The sequence below is a fragment of the Salmonella sp. A29-2 genome, assembly GCF_020150755.1.
Classification (GTDB): domain Bacteria; phylum Pseudomonadota; class Gammaproteobacteria; order Enterobacterales; family Enterobacteriaceae; genus Salmonella; species Salmonella enterica.
Window position 1 is genome coordinate 4,002,361 of record NZ_CP083731.1, and the last position, 21,269, is coordinate 4,023,629.

Consider the following 21,269-nt stretch of genomic DNA (forward strand, 5'->3'; position numbering starts at 1 on the left):
TGGCTCCTCATTCATACTGCATATCGAAATACATGACCGCCGTCGCGTTCCCGGACGTGACCGTCGGCCGGGTCGATTTATAGCGAATATAAAAAGACAGCGTGTTGCGTCCGGCTTTCAACGGATAGACCACCGAGTCGGCATTATTGATACTGATGGTATCCTGATCATCATTCAGAATTTCCACCCCTACCCCGCTTGCTAACATGTTTCCGCTTCCCATTCCGGTATCGGTTATTGCCAGTAGCGCGGGATTGTCCGGATCGGGTTCGCCGGTAAACCAGATCTTCGCCCCGGTAATTCCTCGGGAACAATTTTTGAGGTTGATATTAAAGGGCTTAAATTTTGTCGTTGTTCCCGTCGAGGGGAAATCGCCAACTGCAAACTGCCCTAAATCAATACTTTGACTGAGACTGGAAATATCTATGTCGCAGGTTTGCGCCACAATAGTGCCGGTAAATTCGAGGTTATAAGCGAGGTCGTCAGCGCTGGCATTGATTTGTGGACACAGCATCAGTCCCATGGCAAAAAGAGCGCAGTGTGATCTGTTCATTTAGTCAAAGTCCACTCGCAGGCTGGCCAGTGCGGTAAACGCCCCTTCCGCTGGCGTTTCGCCTGTTGTACTTACCGGGTAGGCTTGCAATGTGATGTTAGCGCGTCCGGCGCTATCGGTGATAAAAGGCGCGACGCTCTGTGCATCATTGGGGATAAGCGCGTTTCCTTCATCGGTTTCGACCACTACGCCGACATCGGCATTATCCGAAGCGATAGCCTGGGGAAAGTGGCTATCCGGCGTAGCGATAAGACGCATTGTTAAATTGACCTGCGAATCCAGACCGCTGCACTTTACCGGTACGCTGAATTTTTTCGCTCGTACCCCCTCCGGCTTTTGGCCTGCATGGTTGAAATTGCCGCTGTATAATGCGCCGAAATTTACCAGAATCGTTTGTCCGGCGTTGATTTCACAGCTTTGCGGTACGGTCACCGTTCCACTATAAAGAATGCTGTATACGACATCTGTCAGCGGATCGCCTGCGGCGGTCATGACATAAACATTGAACATAGTCTTAGGACTAATATTCACCGTGCCGACGAACGGTTTAACAATTTTGAGCTGAAACTCCAGATTTGAGTCACGAACGTAAAACGGTTGACCCGCTTTCACATTTTCATCATATCCCATCAGAACGTTGTTCATTGGCGGATAGATATCGCCCGCCGAAGAATCCTCAATTCGCATTCCGCCTTCAAGATAGTCCGGGTCCAGCTTTAAATATTTCCAGTTACCGCTCGTTTCTACGACCGGATATGGCGACACATAGGAGCGATAAGTCTGGCTATAGGTCGACGCGCCGGCGGGACACACCGCCTGTACATTAACTTCCTGGCTTTTTTCCAGTTGAACCGTCTTTCCCACCTGGTTTTGTTCTGCCGTCAGAGTGGTCGTTAAATCGTAATTAATACTGGAAGGTACACCGTTAACGTTTTTACACACGTCTGCGAAGGCGTACTGCGATACGACACTTCCCGCCAGCAGAGCAAATAAAAGAGGTATTTTCATTTAATGACACTCCGCATGTTGTCGACTCAGAATCTGACGGGAGGAAGAGAGATGATAGGACGCGACGCACTGTTGATCCGGCAGGTTCCCCCAGCGAACGTGCAGAACGCCTTGCGCTGACAACCCGGAAAGATAGACCTCCCCGGCTTCGTCAACAATCGCCTCCGCATGGCGATCATTCACCGTCACCGTTGCGCCAAAGGGTACAGGCTTACCGTTATGATTCAGCGTTACCAGGGCACGCGCGCCAACCCGCGCTTTAAAGCTGGCCAGAACCAGCGCGCCTTCGGTCGGCACAACGCGAGTCACCGCGTCATCAATATCGACATCATCAGCCATGGCGTTAACGTCCAGCGCCATACGGTTTTGGCGATATGTCGTCGCATACGGCACCACCGCATAGCCACGCGCGTCCGTATGAATACCCGGCTGGTCGACAACGCCGACATTGGCTGCGCCCGGCGCGGCAATCAAAATATTGGTATTGCCTAACGGCTGGCTTAGCGTCACTCCATGCGCGTGCGCCACCAGGCCGCCGCTCAGGCCATAGTTCACCTGCTGGTAATCGCCGTTATCGCTAACGTTATAGCCAATATTGGCGTTACCTTTCGCGCCATCGTATTCCAGGCTAGCGGCGCCGCTTTCGCCAATACCGTGATTCTGATAACCTTGCTGTATGTTGTAACTAAGATTGTTTTCGTCCAACAGTGTGCCGCTAAGGCCCGCATTCTGCGTAACGTTATGCTGTTTGTCCGTACTGGTGCTAAAGGTAGCGTAAACATTGTGATGGCGCGTGACCTCATCATCGTGTTGCAGCCATTGACTTAGCGGCACCGAGATATTCAGCGCGAAAATTTGATCGCGCTCCGCATCGCCTGCGGATTTGTTATTGTTGTAAGAAACGCTCCATGCAATACCCGCCAGCGTATCGCTGTATCCCACCTGCAACAAAGAATCCTTTTCATCAGTGTGCCAGTAACTTTGCTGACTGCCGGTAATAAAAAGCGATCCCAACCCGCCTAGCTGTTGATTGATATCGAGTTGTACTTTCCCCCTCCTGGTATAATAAAGATTGTAATAATCCGCCCATTCCGGCCTGCTTTTATCGCTGTCAGTCCGATCGTCCTCGTCATAGCCGCTCATCCGTTTCCACGTGGTATCATCCAGCGTGTAAAAGCCCGAGGTTGAATAGCGATAGCCCATAAGCTGTAAATTGGTTCCTGACTGTGCAAGCGATTTGGCATACAGGAAACGCAGCGATTGCCCCTGGTAGGTGTTATTATCCGCCAGCGTACTGGTAGCCTGGGTGACATCCAGCGACACCGCGCCCCAGTCGCCCAGATTTGCGCCGCTGCCGATCGCCAGCGCGTGATAATGACTGGAAAGTTGTGTTCCGCCATACAGCGTAAAACCATGCGGTAACCCCCATATCAAGGTCGCCTGACTGAATTTCACCTTCTCTTTTTGACTACTATCGCTGCGATACTCCGCCACCGTCGCCGCATACTTCAGCCGCCCTTCTCGTTGTAGAATCGGCACGGCGGAATAGGGCACGTTATAGCGATTAATAGAACCGTCGGACTCTTTGACTTCCACAGTCAAATCGCCGCTGGCGGCGGTGGGATAGAGATCATTAATAGTAAATGCCCCGGGCGGCACATAGCGCTGATTGATGATGTAGCCGTTTTGCCGAATGGTCACTTGCGCGTTGCTTCTGGCAATGCCGTGAATGGTCGGCGCGAAGCCCTTCATGCTGTCTGGCAACATATTGTCGTCAGACGCCAGTTGTAGCCCGCGAAAAGGAAGGCTGTCGAATAATGCGGAGGGGGTATAACTATCGCCTGCCGTCAGTTCTCCCTGCAAAAAGACCACATCACGTTCCAGATAAGTACTGATGTGCTGCCAGTCGCTGTCGCTATTCTGATCGCCGCTATTCGCGTTCCATGTGGAGTAGTCGCGTAACCGCCAGGCCCCCAGATTAAGGCCGCTATTCAATCCAAGAAAATAGCTGTTCTCCGCACTGCCGCCTGGGCTCCGATCCTGACTATTCGCGCCGGTAAAGGTGTAATTCAATAGCAACGCGTTAATACCTTCATCCCAGTATTGCGGTGGGATATAGCCTCTGGCGCTGGCAACCATCGCCGCCTGCGGGATGCTAATGTCGAGACGTTGCTGCGCAAAATCAAAGCGGGTCCCGGCGGCCGGTATCGCACTGGCGAGATCCGGGCAACTTCCCGCCGCCGCCTTCGCCAACAGTGGAAACGCCCCGGTGTTTACTCCCATATTTTTAAGCATTTCAGGCGTCAGGCAGGCGCGTAATCCGCTGTCATCGGTGGGCGCGCTTTTTCCCGTCGTCTTCACCGCCTGGAAGGCAATGTCTCTGGTCGCGAGAAACGTATTGTTCAGGTAAACGTCAACGCGATACATCCCCGCCGCCTGGGCATTACGGGAAAAGGTCGATAAGTCGGCCACCGCAGACGGGTCGTCAGACAGAAACGCCGGGTTGAAATAGTTTTCCGCCCACCCCGACGCAGGCGCCAGTGCGATAGCCAACGCCAGCGGGGTTAATACGGGTTTAGCTACGCTGGAGTAATATCGCGTCATGAAAAGCTGATTACGCATAACATCATGAAGCTGGACAAACGCGTGCTGGCGTCGTTGCGCCAAAATCGTTTACCGTGCGCAAAGATACCTGGCCGGGCGTCGCCGGGAGAGTGATCGCGCCTTTCGGCGGTACCATAGTATTCGGCAGTTTTTTCCCCGCGCTGTACAGTTCAACCATCGAAACGTAGTACGGCGAAGGGTTAGTAATCGTTAGCTGGCCGCGCTCGTTACGGCAGCGAAGCGTCGACGGGGCATGAGCTGGCGCCTCCGCCAGATTTTTCGGGCGAATAAATAGCTTAATCACGCTTTGCGTCGCAATTTGCAGGGAGTTGCCGGTCAATTTATTTTTATCGACAGAGGGTATCGCTTTACTGTTTAAATAAAATACGCTTTCGCGATCGGTCGGTAATGACGGCCCGACATACATAATACGTAATATATTTTCTTTTTTAGGCTGGATCACAAAGAGAGGCGGCGTAATGATAAAGTCCGTCGAGCGTGAACCATCGGCATTGGCGACCCATGACTGAATTAAAAAAACATTGCTGGCAGAAGAATTAATAATCGGCAAGGAGGTTTGCTTACTTCCCTGCGGATAAATCACCCTGGTCGCGCCCAGCGCAATGCCTCCCGCCTGCGCGGCAAACGACAGGCCGGCCGCCGACAGCAGTAGCAATAATCGAAGGAAAATCGGTAAGTTTTTTTTCATCTGCGTAATATCCTGATGCCGTCGGTTTGTTACGCGCAGTGACGCGCGTAACGCCCCTTTCTCGCCTCCCAACAGACGAGAAAAAAATCCCGATAAGGAATCAGGAATAAACCATGCTAAATGTCGCCGTCGCGGTAACATTACCGGCAGTCGCCGTACCGGTAGCGATATAATCCACGCTAAGCGGAATAACGTTTTCGCCATCGTTCAAGGTAACAGTACTGGACGATTCACCGATATTCAGCGCCTGGCCATCTGGTCCATAAAGTTGTAATGCCACATTCGTCGCCGAACCTGCCCCAGCGGTATTCGCCAGCGACCCCGGCTGGTTTGCGTCCTGTTGACCATTAAAAATCACCGCCGCATTCTGGCTGGTCTGAGTATCGCAGTCTTCCAGTTTAATGGTGAAATCTTCTTTTTGATTCGCCACCATACCGGCCTCGGTTAATTTACTGGCGCGCACCTGGCCTAATGTCACGGTCTGATCGACAGAGTCAGCGGAAACAGAACAGGCGGCGTCAACGACCTGTCCGACAAAATTTACCGTACCGCCAGTGACGGTTGTAGTATCCGCTTGCGCGGTGGACAACATTCCGCCAAAGGCAATTGCAGAGACCATTAATGCTAGTACAGGCTTTTTCATTCAAGCTCCTTTTAAATATAAAAATGAGGGTAATCAGATTTTTTAACGAAACGGCTGCTGATATTTCTTCACAGCAATATCACGACTTTTTCTTATGCGAAAAAAAGTGTCTTCTTGTTCTGATATAAATGTCAGAAGCAATAAAACAGCCACTCAACGTCGTGAGTTAATCTTTACGTTATAATGAGATAACGATGTTATTAATTATTAGCAAGCCAACGGCAAGTTGCAATCATCGACATTTGGTTTTATAGGACCAGGCATAACTTATTGTTTTATATTAACTTTACACCAGTCGTTCGGCCTATCTCCTTTAGCCGTATTGACTTTTTAAAAATAGCCTTCATAACAACCTTCAATAAAACATTTTATTAACGATAACAGGCAAATTCAGTCGAGATATGTAAATATATCGTTGCGTATAGTACATTAATACGCCACTGGCAGTTTTCCGAGCGCCGTCAGCCGCCCATTATCAATATGAATATACCCGCCTTTTTTTAGTTCAGACAGAATCTTCATGGTCCGACTGCGCGATATCCCGGTACGCCGTTGAATAAAATTCAACACGATAATGCTTTCCCGGTAGGCCTGTGGATAAGCCCAGATTTCAGTCAGCAGCGCCCGAACTTTCAGATAAGAATCGACGCCGACTAATTCACGATCGCGCGCGCTCATCACCATCAGACGGTAAGCCAGACAACGGGCCACGTCGTGCCACAAATCGCATTCATCTGCGATTTTTATAAAATCCGGCAGGCGAACAAATCTACCGGTACAAACCGTTTCTGCGAGCAAAAAGTGTTCCGGTCGCGCGGGGACATTATAGGTAGCGCCATAGCTGTCAACCATACCCACGACCGATGGCGCAAACGATGAAGATATATGGAGTCGTTTGTCATTATGACAGAAAGAAACAACGCCAGACTCCAGTAATACAATGTAGTGTTCATCATTTGCCTGTAAATAAAACTCATCGCCGATACCCAGCGTAAACGGTTGGCCAAATGGCAACAAGGCCGAAAATAAGGCATCAATCGCCGCGTGAGGTTTAGCCTGCTGAGAAAAAAGAAAAGAGTGTAATGAATTCTCATTATTATCTTTAGCAAAAGCGTCGTTCATCATTTTTTTCATTAACGGTTGTCTACTCAATGTAGCGCCACAGTATAACCTCTCAAAAAGTACTTAAATTAATAATAAATAACATCACTATGCAGTATTTCTGTATTCACAACGCACTAATACGCAATATTTTTAAGATTAAGACAATTCTTAATACAAAATGATTACAGAAAATTAATAACGAATTACGCATAAAGAATGAGAGGTCAGGGGGCGCAAGAAAAGAGATTCGAAAGAGCACGCCTTCGAATCTCAAACTAATAGTCCAGATTAATGCAAATAAGCAGTGATATTATCTGAAATAGCGTGGAGCAGCATAATACTCTACCATTTTATCCGCCAGCCAGCCGCCGTCTTCACCGTTAGAATGGATTGTCGTAATACTGATAGTAGAACCACCGCCCCATAAGATCGAAAAGACGTTAAAGTCCGGTAGGTTCAGCGCCTGCATCTGGCCCCAGTCATACCCTTTATCTTTACGTAAAAAGTCGCCGACGGTCGGGACGCCGTAAGTCGCGCTATTTAAGGCCGTATTGAGTAGCTGCAAAGAGAGCGTGTCAGGATCGCTGCCAATGCGGGCGTCCCCCATAAAAAAGGTTCCGCCGGATGCAAAGTGCGCAGCGCTGATTTTACTGACGCCCTCTTCTACTGTAGGCATATGGCCGCCTGGGATTTGCCACAGCATGGCGGGCGTCAGCAGCACTTTCGTCACCTGTTTGACCATCGCCAGGTAATTAAGCCAGCATGTCGCATTCCAGCCATAGTGGGCAAGCGCATCAGGACTGAAACAGTCACGCTCAAATTTATCAAACGCAATAAAGTCCGGCGCATATTCTCCGCTGTAAACGCCCAGTTCATGAATAAATCCGGCGATCGCCTGCCCTTCAGCTACCGGATCAGCGGTATCGCGCAGCACCCAGTCCGCCGTTCCTGTCGCCCAGACATTCGTCTGCCAGCCAAAAGCCACATCCGGGGCAAACTGACGAACAAGATAGTTCACCGCCTGAATATAGCCGTAGAGATCGTCGCTAAACGTCGGCAACGAAGGCGCGATAAAGCCAGCCATCGCCGGTAATGCTTGTATCGCCGCCGCCAGTTGGGCATTCACCGGCACACTGTTTTTTTGCCGTACTACGGTATAGCCATACGGTCCTTGCTGTAGCGCCCCGAGAAAATCCGGGTTAAGCACAAAGGTGGCCGGGACAGGATGCGTCTCATCTTTGTATGACTGCGCCGCCAGACACTGGGTAATAAAGTTACCAAAATGGTTACGTAGCTTTTGCGCATCCTGTAAATCCGCCAGCGCGCTACCGCCGCTGGCATTCGCGGTATAAATGACCATTACCGGCATGATGCTACGCCCGGCTTCTTTTTCTATCTGGCGCACCAGCGCAACGGTTTTATGGATCGGTAACGTCGCGTAATCCAGAAAACCATCCCCGTTCACGTCAACCTCCGCGGCCGGAACCGGATCGCCGCCGCCGTCAAAACCATCGTATTTAAACAACGCGCTAAACGGTATATCGCGATAAAGAGAAACCGTCTCTGGCGCGTTAACCGTCACGCCGCCATGAGCAAGGTAATCAGGCCAACCTTTTACCTGTAGCGTCACGCCGGGCAGAAACTCCAGCGCCACATGGTTGACCTTTTGCAACAACCGTAGCGGCCCGGCCTGTTCACAACGCCACGGCACGCTGTCGATGAAAATATCGTCCGTCTGAACATCATACAGCCCGGGCGCAAAGCGTAATGCCAACGTCTGCCGATCGCTGCCGCTCTCCAGCATTAATGAGTATTGATATTTACCGCTGCTGAACAGATAACGCTGCGGCGCGACGCCATCGGGCAGACCCAGTATAGTGGCATCCACCGTCACGAAACTCGCCGTGTCGAGCGCTGACTGTTGGTAAGCGACAGCAACCTCGGCAACCTGCGCCGCAGCAGGGATAAACCCCGTAAGCTGTATGGGTGCCGATATAAAGCGGTTATTAATCATCGCAGGCTGCAGATTGACCGTATAATGATGCCCCGCCAGTAGCCGGGTGATTAACTGCGGTTGGTTGGCGATCAGCGTGACGGTACGCTCATCCGCTTGCGTAGTATCGGCGATATCAACGGTCAATTTCGCATGACCAAGCGCAGGGGCGTCAATCATCAGACGCGCGCTGGCATAACGGACAATTGGCAGACAGGATACCTGGACCTGCGCGGCGGCACCGCCGGATTGCAGCGTAACGGTAAAAGAGGACTCGACTGGCGCGATTTGCATCTCATCATTCGCCAGTACCGGTACGGTAAGCCGATACGTTCCTGCGCTAAGATCGCTTATTGTCAGAACCTCTCCCCACTCACCGACAAAGCGCCGGGTTTCGCCGGCAGGAAACAGCAGCTCAATCGCCGGTTTGAGCGCCACGGTCTGCGTCATGGCAGGAAAATGAACGCAAATTTTTCCCTGACGGGCAGGGTCATGGGCCAACGTCGCGCTCAAATCGCTGATGGCAACTGGCATCTGCGTGGCAGCCAGATAGCACTGTAATTCGGCGGTATCCCCCGCCGCCAGCATCAGCGCGCCGTCATGATTAATGGTGATGGTATTCTTCTCGATGGGCCATCCCCCATCGCTGGCCAGCGTCACGGCCTGATTCCCCAGCATTGTTCCCTGAAACGGACTGTAGGGATCGGGGTGCGCGCTGGCCGTAAAATTCAGTTGAAGCTGATTGAGATCTACCGCCTGAGCGTAGAGGTTGGTCAGCGTAAAGGTGACGCGTTGATACCAACTCGCGGTATTCAACTCGCTAACGTTAAGCGTAAGGCCGCGTTCCTGAAGGTCATTGTCCTTTTCCGGCACATCGGGTTCGGCGGGTTGTTCGTCTGCGGCGGGTATCGCTGGCGTCTCCTGATCGGATGGGGTTTCAGACTCTGTGTCTTCGGATGACGATGACGCCAGCGTCAAGGTGATGGCGGACATTTTTACCGGCACCTGCGTCGCCGCGAGGCTGAAAGAGAGCGTCCCGCGTTCGCCCGGCTGAAGAAGTAATGCATCGCTGTTATTAATGATGATGTTGTTAGTTTCCAGCGTGCCATACGAACTCTCATTCAGCGTAAGCGGCAGGTTCCCTTTGAGCGTACCGCCGCTATTTCCCCATGGATCGATGTGCCCGGAAGCCGTGAATGATATTGCGGCATGGTTCATATCGACCGGATTACCGCTCTCATTGATAAAGGTTAAGGTGATTTTTTGATACCAGCTGTTGACGTCAAATGCGCTGGCGTGAATGGAAATGGTCATGGTCTGCTCTTCCTCTGTCCCTGGTGGAGAAAAGCCCCGGTAAACCGGGGCTTGAATCATGAAGCCCAATACATCGTGCTTAATGCCGTGTATTAGTAAGCGCCAAGATCGGTCCATGCACCGCCGACACCGCAGTTCAGGTCAGGCTGGTCGCCCATAGACCACCATTTCACCTGATAGTTATGGCCTTTCCAGCTAACGATTTCGAAAGAACCCCAGTTTGCGCCATAAACGGTAGAAGCATCCCACTGCGCGTAAGGTGACGTTTTGTCATCTGCTGACGTATCATCCTCAGCCGGCGTGGTATCTTCTTCCTCGTCCGGTACAGGAACGATAATCTCTTCTTCCTCTTCCGGTTCCGGTTGAACCTGAGATAGCGCAGGCACAGCCGTCAGAACAAAGCGCTGTTGAGAGGACGGTTCGTTGTAGCAGTCGCGTACAAACAGGGTGAACTGGAAGGCTGTTTTTTCGCTAACTTCCGGTACCACAACCTCAATGATTTCAGCCGTTTTGTCTGCCACATCGATTTGAGAAGGCACGCCCCAGCTAAAGGACAGCTCATCGTTATCTTCATCAGAAGAACCTGCGCCAGACAGCTGTACCGTAGATCCGCCTACGACCAGCAGTTCAATCGCCGCTTTCGGCGCGTGATTGACCTTCTGCGCGTCGTCGCTGTCGCTCTGCTCTTCATCTTTTTCTACATTGATACCTTCAAAGTAGAACGGTTCCATATCGATAACTTCAGATTCGATTTCATAACCCAGACCTTCACGCACGGCGTTAACCAGCACGCCGTTGTCCTGATCGATAGTCCAGGTAAACACGCCGCCCAGGCCCAGTTTCGCTGCATATTCGCCTTTTGCTTTGACGGTACGCGGCGTATCCAGGGATAAAAACAGTTTGGATTCCGGGCTATACAGGTAGTCAGCGTCAGCGACCTGGTCGGTGTAAACGTTGAAACCGTTACGGCCTTTCTGGTTTTCCAGATCCAGGTAGCTATAAATGACGTCATACCATTCGCTGGTGCCGGATTCGAAGGAACCGGTAGTAACGCCAGAACCTGGGTTGTAAGAACCTTTCAGCGGCGACAGGGATTCAATTTCTACCTGACGAGCGTTACGGGTATAGCCGGCATAACCGATGTTGATACGGTCAGCGGAGAAACCTTCCGCCAGCAGGTGATCAACGATAGTTTCGACAGCCCAGCCGCCCTCTTCCAGCGCTTTGCGGTTAGTGTGGTGGCCCAGCGTTTCCGCCCACGGCGTACCGAAGAAGTCATAGGTCATCAGGTTGATGCCATACAGGCCGGCAGCCATCAGATCTTTTACTTTCGCATAGTCAAAAATAGTAGTGACAGCAGAAGCGGCAATAGAGATTTTCACATTGCTCAGACCCGCGGAATCCAGCTGTTTACGCAGTTCGGCAATCAGCAGCGCGTAGTTAGCGCCATCTTCCGGACCAAACGGGTTGCCCGCCCCTTCATCGTTCGGGTATTCCCAGTCAATATCCACTTCGCTGAACATCGGGAACTGTTTGAACAGTTTCACCACGCCTTTGGCGAAAGTTTTACGAGAAGAGTCAGAAGCGGCGGTTTCGTGGAACCCGTTACTCATGCTCCAGCCGCCGATACTCATGGAGAGCGCCAGCGTGTGACCTGCGGCTTTCGCTTTTGCTTGCATATCACGCAGCGCGCCCAGCATACCTTTGGCGTTAGCCTGGGTCACGGTTTTCGGATCAACATCCCAGCCGCTGGTTTCAAAACCCAGGTTGATATAAGACTGGAAATCGCCCCACGGATCGAGGAAGGTCGGTTCATATTTCACTTTGCCGCACTGTGCTGCCGCTTCTGCTACGACGTCGCGGTCTTCTTTATCAATTTTTCTGAAACCGGTGATGCCAACAAAGCCGAAAATCAGTTTGTCATAAGCCGTCGGTGAAACGTTGGTTAAATCATAACCACGGCCTGGTTCGGACATATTGCCTTGCAGACGGCTGTCATACTGTGACCAGTCGGTGTAATAACCGAATACCTTCGGTTTAGTCGTGGAATTTTTATATTTATTGTATACCGGTTTCGCAACACGAGCGGAAGTATAGCTTATTTTATCATCGCTTGTTGCAGGGTCAAAACCATTCGCTGCATGAGTAGTTTCAGTAATTGTATCGCCTTGAATCAGTTTGCTTGTAGCCATTTTCAAATTTCCTTTTACGTTTCAAAATTGTCGCAGCTCGTTCTGCGGGGTCCATAATCGTTACAGGCATAAAAAATAGCTAATCACAAAACATCATCTTTTTAGATGATATAAAAATCATAAAAATGAGGTTAACAACACCGTCTGTCGAAGAGAAAACAACATCTCTCAGCGCCCGCTTAGTCCGTTCTGGTGAGAGCATAGTAAATATCATTTATCATGTAATTAAATATCATTTAATTTCAATGAAATAATGTGATTACACTCGCTATAGACAATGACAATACAATAAAACCAGTGACATTTATTGGATTAAGACATTTCTCATACAATATAGTCACCACAGACAACCAGGATGTACATTTCTAAAGGAAGACGTTATGAAAACTTATATCATTAATAGCAACTGCATTTACAATGAAGGTAAATATGAACTGAGGACGGTCTCAAATTCACAGGTTATTAAAATGACTGCGATGAGAGCCAAATGCCTCAGTTTCATCATCGAGAATGCTCATCTGGAGATTATCGAGCGACAAAAAATAACCACTGCGTTATGGGGAAGTCGAAGCCACTATGTTAATGATGCAAATCTAACGCAGATTCTCTATTTAATCAGACGTGACCTTAAAGCGCTTGGTATTAACGATCTTTTTATTACCATTCCAAGACAAGGTCTCAAAGTGAATAGTGATATCGCCATTATCGCGACGGATAGCGAAACAAAGGGAAGAAAAAAACAGATTGTACGGCAAACCATCGCCGCCCTGACGACCGTATTTTCAGTAACGTTAGGTTCTCTCATGTATCTGCATATTCACTAAGCGAAGGAAAGGGAAGATGAATCCAATTATAGATGGAATTATTGCGCTTGAAGGCGGTTACGTATTTAACCCTAAAGATAAAGGCGGCGCCACCCATTGGGGCATTACCGAAGCCACGGCGCGAGCGCATGGCTATGCTGGCGATATGCGGGATCTGACCCACGCTGAAGCCTATGCGATTCTCGAAGAGGATTACTGGATAAAACCAGGCTTTGACGTCATCTCGACGCTATCGTGGCCAGTCTCCTTCGAGCTGTGCGATGCGGCAGTCAACATAGGCGCTTACCACCCCAGCGCGTGGCTGCAACGCTGGTTGAACGTCTTTAATCACGAAGGTAAACGCTACCCGGATATTCATGTGGATGGCAATATTGGCCCGCGGACGCTTGCCGCTCTCGAACATTATTTGGCCTGGCGAGGCCAGGAAGGGGAAGCCGTTTTGGTGAAAGCCCTCAATTGCAGTCAGGGCACGTACTACTTAAACGTTGCTGAGAAAAACCACAATAACGAACAATTTATTTATGGCTGGATCAAGAATAGAGTGACCTAGACCCGGCTGAAAAAAGACGCGTAAAAGGCTCACGGATGAGCCTGATACTGCGAATGATAATTAATCTGAATTATTTCCTTCGATAATTTTTTTAATCCGCCGCCCAAGAATTTTTAAGATCGGACTCGCGAAAACACCGCCTAAGCCTGCCGCCAACAGAACAATGTTGAAACTGCATTCTTTTTCGATTGCAATCGCGCTTAACAAGAAACTGGTGAAGCAGGAAATCACGATCTGCGTTAAGCAATATTTAATACTTTCATGAGAACTATTATATTCTGTCTTATCTTTGCGTAAAAGATAGCTGACAAAGCCTCCCCACGCGCCAATCGAAATAATAGTGAGTAAGATCTCTAGCTCCAATAGCACAACTTCCGTTGTCGACACATGGTTGGGAATAGACATTTTAACACTCCGAAATCATTATAAATGAATAATTAACACAAGGAGTGTAAGCGCCCTGTCAGAAGGGTAAAAATCAAAGCACATCATTTAAAACCATATTAAATCAAAGCGTAAAAATGAGGTGTATTAGCGACGGAAGGAGGAAAGCGTTTGTAACATACTTACCATCTCATTAATCGTCGATATATTTCTACTATTTTTATTCCAGGATGCATAGACCTGAACTGACTTCAAAGCCAGTTCGGGCGGAGGCTGAATAAATTTAATGTCATATTTACGATGATTTTTATAAAAAAGCGCTAATTTCAAAGGCATCAATGCAATCAATGAGGTTCGTTCGATCATGCTCATCAAACCGTTAAGCGAATCACTGCGATAGCCGACAATACGCCTGCCAGTATAGTAAAGCTCATCCTTAAATAATTCACTATCATGATATATCACTGAAGCCCCCATCCCCGGCTGATATAACGCATGACGCGAAGAATAAAAATGATGTAGCGACAGTTGTGAGAGGGTACTCAGCATGTGTTTACTGCTACAGATACAAACAAATGATTTAAAACTATCAATAATTTGATTCTCTATGCCGGACTCCAGCAAAGGTTCGGCACTAATCAACAGATCGCCTTGCGCAGTAAACAGAAGTTCGCTGATATGCTCCCGACTCATATTTCTGACAGTGAAATGATTTATCAAAATACGGTCAAATATATCGCTGTTATAGAGCTGAGAAAGATAATAGCTTTCAACAATATCACTGCCTAATAACGTTATCTGGAACGCTTCATCTTTTTTACTATTACAGAGAAATGTGTCATCCACCAGTTTCATCACCTGACTGAAATTTTGGTGAATGTCGACAGCCTTAGCTGTGGGGATGAGCCCGCCTTTCCCTCTGCTAAACAGTTCTTCCGGGTAATAACTCTGCAGGCGCTTTAACGCCAGAGAAACGGCAGCCGGTGTAATGCCTAACTTTTTTGCCGCCATAGCCGCATTTCCTGACAAAATAACAGCGTCAAGAATTTTGATTAAATTATAATCAAAGCTCTTGTTGGCACCTTTCGATCCCATTCGCTGTCTGCCTCCGGAAACTAAAAAAAGCAATATAGATAATACTCAAGATAAATCAATTCACAGCATCTAAAAAAGCAATCATTAATGTCATCACATCACGTTTTTTTAAAGAATAAGCGTATACAAACCTGCTGATTAACATCAATTTGTTTATCAGTAAAAACAAAATATCAACAAATGAGAGGATACGATGCGTTTAACAGAAGCCTGGGCGCGTACAGGCAGAAAAAAGCCCGGATATACACCCGGGCTGAAGAAAAATACAACGGGAAAAAGATTAGCGAGTCAAATCGTCAAAGAATTTTTTCACGCCGTCAAAGAAGCTTTTTGAACGCGGGCTGTTTTTCTCTCCCGTCGGGCCGCCAAAACTTTCCTGAAGATCTTTTAGCAATTGCTTCTGTTTTTCGCTCAGACCGACCGGCGTTTCAACCACCACACGGCACAGCAAATCGCCCTGCGCGCCACCACGTACGGACTTCACGCCTTTGCCGCGCATACGGAACAGCTTGCCCGTTTGTGTTTCGCTCGGTACTTTCAGCATCACGCGACCATCTAACGTCGGCACTTCAATTTCACCGCCCAGCGCCGCCATCGCAAAGTTGATCGGCACTTCGCAATAAAGATTATTGCCTTCACGCTCGAAAATAGGGTGTTGTTTCACCTGGACCTGAACGTACAAGTCGCCTGCCGGTGCGCCATGCTCGCCCGCTTCGCCCTCGCCTGCCAGACGAATACGATCGCCGGTATCCACGCCCGCCGGGATTTTAACGGACAGAGTTTTACTCTTTTCAACACGCCCATGACCGTGACATTTATGGCACGGATCTTTGATCAGCGTACCGCGTCCCTGACAGTGTGGGCAGGTCTGCTGTACAGCAAAGAATCCCTGGCGCATCTGTACCTGACCAGAACCATGACAGGTCGGACAGGTTTGCGGTTGCGTGCCAGCTTTCGCGCCGCTGCCGTGGCAAACGTCGCACTCCTCCAGCGTCGGAATACGGATCTCTTTGGTCACGCCACGCACCGCTTCTTCCAGGGTGAGATCCATGTTATAACGCAAATCAGCCCCACGCGCCGCACGTTGGCGACCACGCCCGCCGCCAAAGATATCGCCAAAAACGTCACCAAAGATATCACTGAAATCAGCGCCGCCATTAAAGCCGCCGCCAAATCCGCCGCCCATACCGCCTTGTTCAAACGCGGCGTGACCATACTGATCGTAGGCTGCGCGTTTTTGCGCATCGGTCAGCACTTCATAGGCTTCTTTAATCTCTTTAAATTTAGCTTCGGCCTCTTTATCACCCTGATTGCGGTCCGGATGATATTTCATGGCCAGGCGCTTATACGCCTTTTTGATTTCACGCTCTTCCGCTGTTTTGGAAACGCCTAAAATCTCGTAGTAATCTCTTTTCGCCATCTCTTTTTATCTGCCCTTAACATGCATGCACGGGCGGAGAGGAAACCTCTTCGCCCGTGCCAGTAATTACCCGTTCAAAGGGCGATTATTTTTTATCTTTTACTTCTTCAAACTCAGCGTCGACAACGTCGTCATCTTTCGCGTTGTTTGCAGAAGCGTCAGCGGAGCCAGCCTGCTGCTGCGCATGTTGCTGCTGAGCGATTTCCATCAGTTTCTGGGAAACCTGCGCCAGTTCCTGCATTTTCGCTTCGATAGCGGCTTTATCTTCGCCTTTCAGGGCAGTTTCCAACGCGCTCAGGGCAGACTCGATAGCGGTTTTGTCATCAGCCGGCAGTTTATCGCCTGCTTCTTCAACCTGCTTACGGGTGCTGTGCAGCAGATGGTCGCCCTGGTTACGGGTCTGAACCAGCTCTTCGAACTTACGGTCGGATTCAGCGTTCGCTTCTGCATCGCGAACCATTTTCTGAATTTCTTCCTCGTTCAGACCAGAAGACGCCTTGATGGTGATCTTCTGCTCTTTACCGCTATTTTTGTCTTTCGCGGAAACGTGCAGGATACCGTCAGCATCGATATCGAAGGTAACTTCGATCTGCGGCATACCGCGCGGCGCCGGGTTGATGCCATCCAGGTTGAACTGACCCAGAGATTTGTTATCAGACGCACGTTTACGCTCACCCTGCAGCACATGGATGGTTACCGCAGACTGGTTGTCTTCCGCAGTAGAGAACACCTGGCTGTGCTTGGTCGGGATGGTGGTGTTTTTGGTGATAAGCGGAGTCATCACGCCACCCATCGTTTCGATACCCAGAGACAGCGGGGTAACGTCCAGCAGCAGTACGTCTTTCACATCACCGGTCAATACGCCGCCCTGTACCGCTGCGCCGATAGCCACAGCTTCGTCCGGGTTAACGTCTTTACGCGGCTCTTTACCAAAGAACTCAGCCACTTTTTTCTGCACCATTGGCATACGGGTCTGACCGCCAACGAGGATCACGTCGTTGATATCAGACACGGACAGGCCAGCGTCCTGCAGTGCGACTTTCAGCGGCTCGATAGAACGGTTTACCAGATCTTCAACCAGGCTTTCCAGTTTTGCACGAGTCACTTTGATGTTCATGTGTTTCGGACCGGTGGCATCTGCGGTAATGTACGGCAGGTTCACGTCGGTCTGCTGCGCAGAAGACAGCTCGATTTTGGCTTTTTCTGCGGCTTCTTTCAGGCGCTGCATGGCCAGCGGATCGTTACGCAGGTCAATGCCCTGATCTTTCTTAAACTCGTCAACGAGGTAGTTGATCAGGCGGGTATCGAAGTCTTCACCACCCAAGTGGGTATCACCGTTGGTTGCCAGAACTTCAAAGGTTTTTTCGCCATCAACTTCGTCGATTTCGATAATAGAGATATCGAAAGTACCACCACCGAGGTCGTAAACCGCGATAGTACGGTTGCCGACTTCTTTATCCAGACCGTAAGCCAGCGCTGCGGCAGTCGGTTCGTTGATGATACGTTTAACTTCCAGCCCCGCGATACGACCAGCATCTTTGGTAGCCTGACGCTGCGCATCGTTAAAGTAAGCCGGTACGGTGATAACCGCTTCAGTTACCGGTTCGCCCAGATAATCTTCAGCCGTTTTCTTCATTTTCTTCAGCACTTCGGCAGAAATCTGCGGCGGCGCCATTTTCTGACCTTTCACATCAAGCCATGCGTCGCCGTTGTCGGCGCCGATGATTTTGTACGGCATGATAGAAACGTCACGTTGAACTTCTTCGTCCTGGAAGCGGCGGCCAATCAGGCGTTTAATCGCAAACAGGGTGTTTTGCGGGTTTGTCACTGCCTGACGTTTAGCCGGCTGACCAACCAGAGTTTCACCATCCTGGGTATAAGCAATGATAGAAGGCGTAGTGCGATCGCCCTCGGCGTTCTCCAGCACGCGTGCCTGCGTTCCATCCATAATCGCTACACAAGAGTTGGTAGTACCCAGGTCGATACCAATAATTTTACCCATCTAAACGTCTCCACTAAAAATTCGGTCATCATGTGGTTGTGAATCTGTAATAAGGGCGAAACGTGCGGTTTCAACTACCCTGAATCGTTTTTTTTCAGACTCACCACTGCGGTTGACTACAAGATGGGGTCGTAACCCACGTCATCAAGGGGGAGATGAAAAAATTTTTTAGTGACGAGAGGGCGCGATGGAAAACCAGACAGATAAACATTCATGAAGTAAATTAAACAACGAATACTATTCACAGAAAAATTGTAATAAAAAGAAAAGATTACAAAACTGAATCGTTGTCATGAGCAGAGTATGATAGACGGTAATTGCTTATTGAACCCGTCAAAGAGAAATTCCATGCGATCTGTGTTAACGATTTCCGCCGGCCTGCTTTTCGGCCTGGCGTTAAGTAGCGTCGCGCACGCGAACGACCATAAAGTACTGGGTGTTATTGCCATGCCCAGAAATGAAACGAACGATCTCACGCTGAAAATTCCCGTCTGCCGCATCGTGAAGCGCATTCAACTCACGGCGGATCACGGCGACATCGAACTTAGCGGCGCATCCGTCTATTTTAAAACTGCGCGTAGCGCCAGCCAAAGCCTGAACGTCCCTTCCTCAATCAAAGAGGGCCAGACGACAGGCTGGATCAATATTAATAGCGATAACGACAACAAACGCTGCGTATCAAAGATTACCTTCTCAGGCCATACGGTAAATTCTTCCGATATGGCGAGACTTAAAGTCATTGGCGACGATTAATCGCTGTTATTTCTATTCCAAAAGCCAGACTGAAAATGAACGTCACCTATTTACACGACGAGGATTTAGACTTTCTTCAGCATTGTAGCGAAGAACAACTCGCCGATTTCGCCCGTTTGCTGACGCATAACGAAAAGGGCAAGGCTCGCTTGTCAAGCGTCCTTAGTCATAACGAGCTGTTCAAAGCGATGGAAGGTCACCCGGAGCAACACCGCCGTAACTGGCAGCTCATTGCCGGCGAGTTTCAGCATTACGGCGGCGACAGTATCGCCAACAAATTACGCGGGCACGGAAAACAGTACCGCGCGATTCTGCTGGATGTCGCAAAACGGCTAAAACTCAAAGCAGATAAAAGCATGTCGACGTTTGAAATAGAACAGCAACTGCTGGAGCATTTTTTACGTCATACCTGGCAGAAGATGGACGCGGCGCATAAGCAGGAATTTCTGCAAGCCGTAGACGCCAAAGTTTCTGAACTGGAAGAGCTGCTGCCGCTGCTCATGAAAGATCGCAGTCTGGCAAAAGGGGTCTCCCACCTGCTTTCCACCCAGCTTACCCGCATTTTACGTACCCATGCCGCAATGAGCATCCTGGGCCACGGATTGCTGCGCGGCGCAGGTCTTGGCGGCCCGGTTGGCGCGGCGTTAAACGGCGTCAAAGCGATGAGCGGCAGCGCGTATCGCGTGACTATTCCGGCGGTGTTGCAAATAGCCTGCCTGCGACGAATGATGGCAGCCGTTCAGGCGTGAATGCCCTCACAGGGGGAAATATTTTCTTTTCCCCCTTATTAGATCATAGACAGTCCTCTTCCCCCTGATTATTATGCCGCGCCCCGAATACAGAACTCGTTATTCTGGGAAACTATTTCACCATTCAATTATGATGATTTTGAGGAATTATGGGCAACACTAAGTTGGCTAATCCGGCACCGCTGGGCCTGATGGGCTTCGGCATGACCACCATTCTGCTTAACCTGCACAATGCCGGTTTTTTCGCCCTGGACGGTATTATTCTGGCGATGGGGATTTTCTACGGCGGTATCGCGCAAATTTTTGCCGGTCTGCTGGAGTATAAAAAAGGCAATACCTTTGGTTTAACGGCCTTTACCTCTTACGGTTCGTTCTGGCTGACGCTGGTCGCTATCCTGCTGATGCCGAAAATGGGCCTGACGGATGCGCCTGACGCTCAGCTACTCGGCGCTTATTTAGGTCTGTGGGGCGTGTTCACGCTGTTTATGTTCTTCGGTACGCTGAAAGCCGCCCGCGCGCTGCAATTTGTTTTCCTGAGCCTGACCGTACTGTTCGCTCTGCTGGCGGTCGGCAATATCACCGGTAACGAAGCCATTATCCATATCGCAGGCTGGGTTGGTCTGGTTTGCGGCGCCAGCGCTATTTATCTGGCGATGGGTGAAGTGCTAAACGAGCAATTTGGCCGCACTATTCTGCCAATCGGCGAGGCGCACTAAATCTCTTTTATTCCTCCCGCACCGGGAGGAATAACCCTACTATCAGTATCTTCCGGTCAGGACGACATATTCTCACGTCTGGCGCTCTTCGGACGGAAAGCGGCAACCACTTCCGGCGCGGTTTCGACATACGGCCCGTCAAGCAGCTGTATACAATACGGCACGCTCGCAAAAATGCCCGGCACGCTAACGCTGCCATCGTCCGCTTTTACGCCTTCCAGCGTTTCTTTGATCGATTTTGGCTGTCCAGGCAGATTAAGAATTAACGCCTGTTTACGGATAACGCCCACCTGGCGGGAAAGAATGGCGGTCGGCACAAAGCGCAGGCTGATCTGGCGCATCTGTTCGCCAAAACCTGGCATTTCACGGTCGGCGATGGCAAGGGTCGCGTCCGGCGTGACGTCGCGACGCGCCGGACCGGTACCGCCAGTGGTCAGCACCAGATGACAGCTCATCTCATCAACCAGTTCACACAACGTTTGCTCGATAATTTCCTGTTCATCAGGAATTAAGCGCCGTTGGACCTCGAAAGGCGTGGTCAGCGCAGAAGCGAGCCACTCCTCAAGCGCAGGAATGCCTTTATCCTGGTAAACGCCGCTTGAAGCGCGGTCGGAGATAGAAACTAAGCCAATACGTAAGGTATCCATGATTATTCC

Annotated in this window: 18 protein-coding genes; 5 read left to right on the forward strand and 13 right to left on the reverse strand. The window is 49.9% G+C overall.

What is annotated here, in order from left to right:
• Positions 1–7 precede the first annotated feature (7 nt).
• From K8W53_RS19545 to K8W53_RS19580, 8 genes are all read right to left on the reverse strand, one after another.
• On the reverse strand, positions 8–553 hold the full coding sequence (locus K8W53_RS19545) for a fimbrial protein BcfE (protein ID WP_001082039.1): 546 nt from the start codon (positions 551–553) through the stop codon (positions 8–10).
• Positions 554–1,561, reverse strand: coding sequence for a fimbrial protein BcfD (locus K8W53_RS19550; RefSeq protein ID WP_023224134.1), 1,008 nt, complete (start codon positions 1,559–1,561; stop codon positions 554–556).
• Positions 1,562–4,183, reverse strand: coding sequence for a fimbrial usher BcfC (bcfC, locus tag K8W53_RS19555; RefSeq protein ID WP_023224133.1), 2,622 nt, complete (start codon positions 4,181–4,183; stop codon positions 1,562–1,564).
• 4 nt (positions 4,184–4,187) lie between these two features.
• Positions 4,188–4,874, reverse strand: coding sequence for a fimbrial biogenesis chaperone BcfB (gene bcfB / locus K8W53_RS19560; RefSeq protein WP_000739906.1), 687 nt, complete (start codon positions 4,872–4,874; stop codon positions 4,188–4,190).
• 100 nt (positions 4,875–4,974) lie between these two features.
• Positions 4,975–5,517 (reverse strand): fimbrial protein BcfA, encoded by a 543-nt coding sequence (locus tag K8W53_RS19565; RefSeq protein WP_000743357.1) that lies wholly within the window; start codon positions 5,515–5,517, stop codon positions 4,975–4,977.
• A gap of 429 nt (positions 5,518–5,946) precedes the next feature.
• Positions 5,947–6,651, reverse strand: coding sequence for a winged helix-turn-helix transcriptional regulator (locus K8W53_RS19570; protein WP_000738619.1), 705 nt, complete (start codon positions 6,649–6,651; stop codon positions 5,947–5,949).
• A gap of 280 nt (positions 6,652–6,931) precedes the next feature.
• Entirely contained in the window at positions 6,932–9,928 is a 2,997-nt protein-coding gene (locus K8W53_RS19575) for a hypothetical protein (protein ID WP_052939527.1), read from the reverse strand.
• A gap of 92 nt (positions 9,929–10,020) precedes the next feature.
• Entirely contained in the window at positions 10,021–12,120 is a 2,100-nt protein-coding gene (locus tag K8W53_RS19580) for a glycosyl hydrolase family 18 protein (RefSeq protein WP_023224131.1), read from the reverse strand.
• Positions 12,121–12,500: 380 nt separating this feature from the next.
• On the opposite strand from K8W53_RS19580, the gene K8W53_RS19585 reads away from it, so the two are divergent.
• Positions 12,501–12,944 carry a winged helix-turn-helix domain-containing protein gene (locus tag K8W53_RS19585; protein ID WP_000860681.1) on the forward strand — a complete coding sequence of 148 codons (444 nt, stop codon included), beginning with the start codon at positions 12,501–12,503 and terminating at the stop codon, positions 12,942–12,944.
• Between the two features lie 16 nt (positions 12,945–12,960).
• Positions 12,961–13,494: a glycoside hydrolase family 108 protein gene (locus tag K8W53_RS19590; RefSeq protein ID WP_001068132.1), complete on the forward strand. Its 534-nt coding sequence runs from the start codon at positions 12,961–12,963 to the stop codon at positions 13,492–13,494.
• A 60-nt stretch (positions 13,495–13,554) separates the two neighbouring features.
• On the opposite strand, the gene K8W53_RS19595 is transcribed toward K8W53_RS19590, so the two are convergent.
• From K8W53_RS19595 to dnaK, 4 genes are all read right to left on the reverse strand, one after another.
• Positions 13,555–13,899, reverse strand: a complete 345-nt coding sequence (locus K8W53_RS19595) for a phage holin family protein (RefSeq protein ID WP_000026889.1) — start codon at positions 13,897–13,899, stop codon at positions 13,555–13,557.
• Between the two features lie 126 nt (positions 13,900–14,025).
• The gene (locus K8W53_RS19600; protein ID WP_000534911.1) at positions 14,026–14,973 is read right to left on the reverse strand and encodes a LysR family transcriptional regulator; all 948 of its coding nucleotides are present in this window, start codon (positions 14,971–14,973) and stop codon (positions 14,026–14,028) included.
• A gap of 280 nt (positions 14,974–15,253) precedes the next feature.
• Positions 15,254–16,393, reverse strand: coding sequence for a molecular chaperone DnaJ (gene dnaJ, locus K8W53_RS19605; protein ID WP_001119009.1), 1,140 nt, complete (start codon positions 16,391–16,393; stop codon positions 15,254–15,256).
• 85 nt (positions 16,394–16,478) lie between these two features.
• On the reverse strand, positions 16,479–18,395 hold the full coding sequence (gene dnaK / locus K8W53_RS19610; RefSeq protein ID WP_000516126.1) for a molecular chaperone DnaK: 1,917 nt from the start codon (positions 18,393–18,395) through the stop codon (positions 16,479–16,481).
• A 348-nt stretch (positions 18,396–18,743) separates the two neighbouring features.
• Between dnaK and K8W53_RS19615 the strand changes: the two genes are divergently transcribed.
• The 3 genes from K8W53_RS19615 (at position 18,744) to satP (ending at position 20,613) form a co-directional block, all read left to right on the forward strand.
• A complete protein-coding gene (locus K8W53_RS19615) occupies positions 18,744–19,148 on the forward strand; it encodes a DUF2541 family protein (protein WP_023224128.1) in 405 nt (134 codons plus the stop codon).
• Between the two features lie 35 nt (positions 19,149–19,183).
• Positions 19,184–19,897: an acidic protein MsyB gene (msyB, locus tag K8W53_RS19620; protein ID WP_001103477.1), complete on the forward strand. Its 714-nt coding sequence runs from the start codon at positions 19,184–19,186 to the stop codon at positions 19,895–19,897.
• Positions 19,898–20,046: 149 nt separating this feature from the next.
• Positions 20,047–20,613, forward strand: coding sequence for an acetate uptake transporter (gene satP, locus K8W53_RS19625; protein WP_000528525.1), 567 nt, complete (start codon positions 20,047–20,049; stop codon positions 20,611–20,613).
• Positions 20,614–20,669: 56 nt separating this feature from the next.
• On the opposite strand, the gene mog is transcribed toward satP, so the two are convergent.
• On the reverse strand, positions 20,670–21,260 hold the full coding sequence (gene mog, locus K8W53_RS19630; RefSeq protein ID WP_000380373.1) for a molybdopterin adenylyltransferase: 591 nt from the start codon (positions 21,258–21,260) through the stop codon (positions 20,670–20,672).
• Positions 21,261–21,269: the final 9 nt, after the last annotated feature.

Bases quoted from the DNA above. Each gene is read 5' to 3' on its own strand.
- K8W53_RS19545 (WP_001082039.1), bottom strand. From the start codon at position 553: ATGAACAGATCACACTGCGCTCTTTTTGCCATGGGACTGATGCTGTGT.
- K8W53_RS19550 (WP_023224134.1), bottom strand. From the start codon at position 1,561: ATGAAAATACCTCTTTTATTTGCTCTGCTGGCGGGAAGTGTCGTATCG.
- bcfC (WP_023224133.1), bottom strand. From the start codon at position 4,183: ATGCGTAATCAGCTTTTCATGACGCGATATTACTCCAGCGTAGCTAAA.
- bcfB (WP_000739906.1), bottom strand. From the start codon at position 4,874: ATGAAAAAAAACTTACCGATTTTCCTTCGATTATTGCTACTGCTGTCG.
- K8W53_RS19565 (WP_000743357.1), bottom strand. From the start codon at position 5,517: ATGAAAAAGCCTGTACTAGCATTAATGGTCTCTGCAATTGCCTTTGGC.
- K8W53_RS19570 (WP_000738619.1), bottom strand. From the start codon at position 6,651: ATGAAAAAAATGATGAACGACGCTTTTGCTAAAGATAATAATGAGAAT.
- K8W53_RS19575 (WP_052939527.1), bottom strand. From the start codon at position 9,928: ATGACCATTTCCATTCACGCCAGCGCATTTGACGTCAACAGCTGGTAT.
- K8W53_RS19580 (WP_023224131.1), bottom strand. From the start codon at position 12,120: ATGGCTACAAGCAAACTGATTCAAGGCGATACAATTACTGAAACTACT.
- K8W53_RS19585 (WP_000860681.1), top strand. From the start codon at position 12,501: ATGAAAACTTATATCATTAATAGCAACTGCATTTACAATGAAGGTAAA.
- K8W53_RS19590 (WP_001068132.1), top strand. From the start codon at position 12,961: ATGAATCCAATTATAGATGGAATTATTGCGCTTGAAGGCGGTTACGTA.
- K8W53_RS19595 (WP_000026889.1), bottom strand. From the start codon at position 13,899: ATGTCTATTCCCAACCATGTGTCGACAACGGAAGTTGTGCTATTGGAG.
- K8W53_RS19600 (WP_000534911.1), bottom strand. From the start codon at position 14,973: ATGGGATCGAAAGGTGCCAACAAGAGCTTTGATTATAATTTAATCAAA.
- dnaJ (WP_001119009.1), bottom strand. From the start codon at position 16,393: ATGGCGAAAAGAGATTACTACGAGATTTTAGGCGTTTCCAAAACAGCG.
- dnaK (WP_000516126.1), bottom strand. From the start codon at position 18,395: ATGGGTAAAATTATTGGTATCGACCTGGGTACTACCAACTCTTGTGTA.
- K8W53_RS19615 (WP_023224128.1), top strand. From the start codon at position 18,744: ATGCGATCTGTGTTAACGATTTCCGCCGGCCTGCTTTTCGGCCTGGCG.
- msyB (WP_001103477.1), top strand. From the start codon at position 19,184: ATGAACGTCACCTATTTACACGACGAGGATTTAGACTTTCTTCAGCAT.
- satP (WP_000528525.1), top strand. From the start codon at position 20,047: ATGGGCAACACTAAGTTGGCTAATCCGGCACCGCTGGGCCTGATGGGC.
- mog (WP_000380373.1), bottom strand. From the start codon at position 21,260: ATGGATACCTTACGTATTGGCTTAGTTTCTATCTCCGACCGCGCTTCA.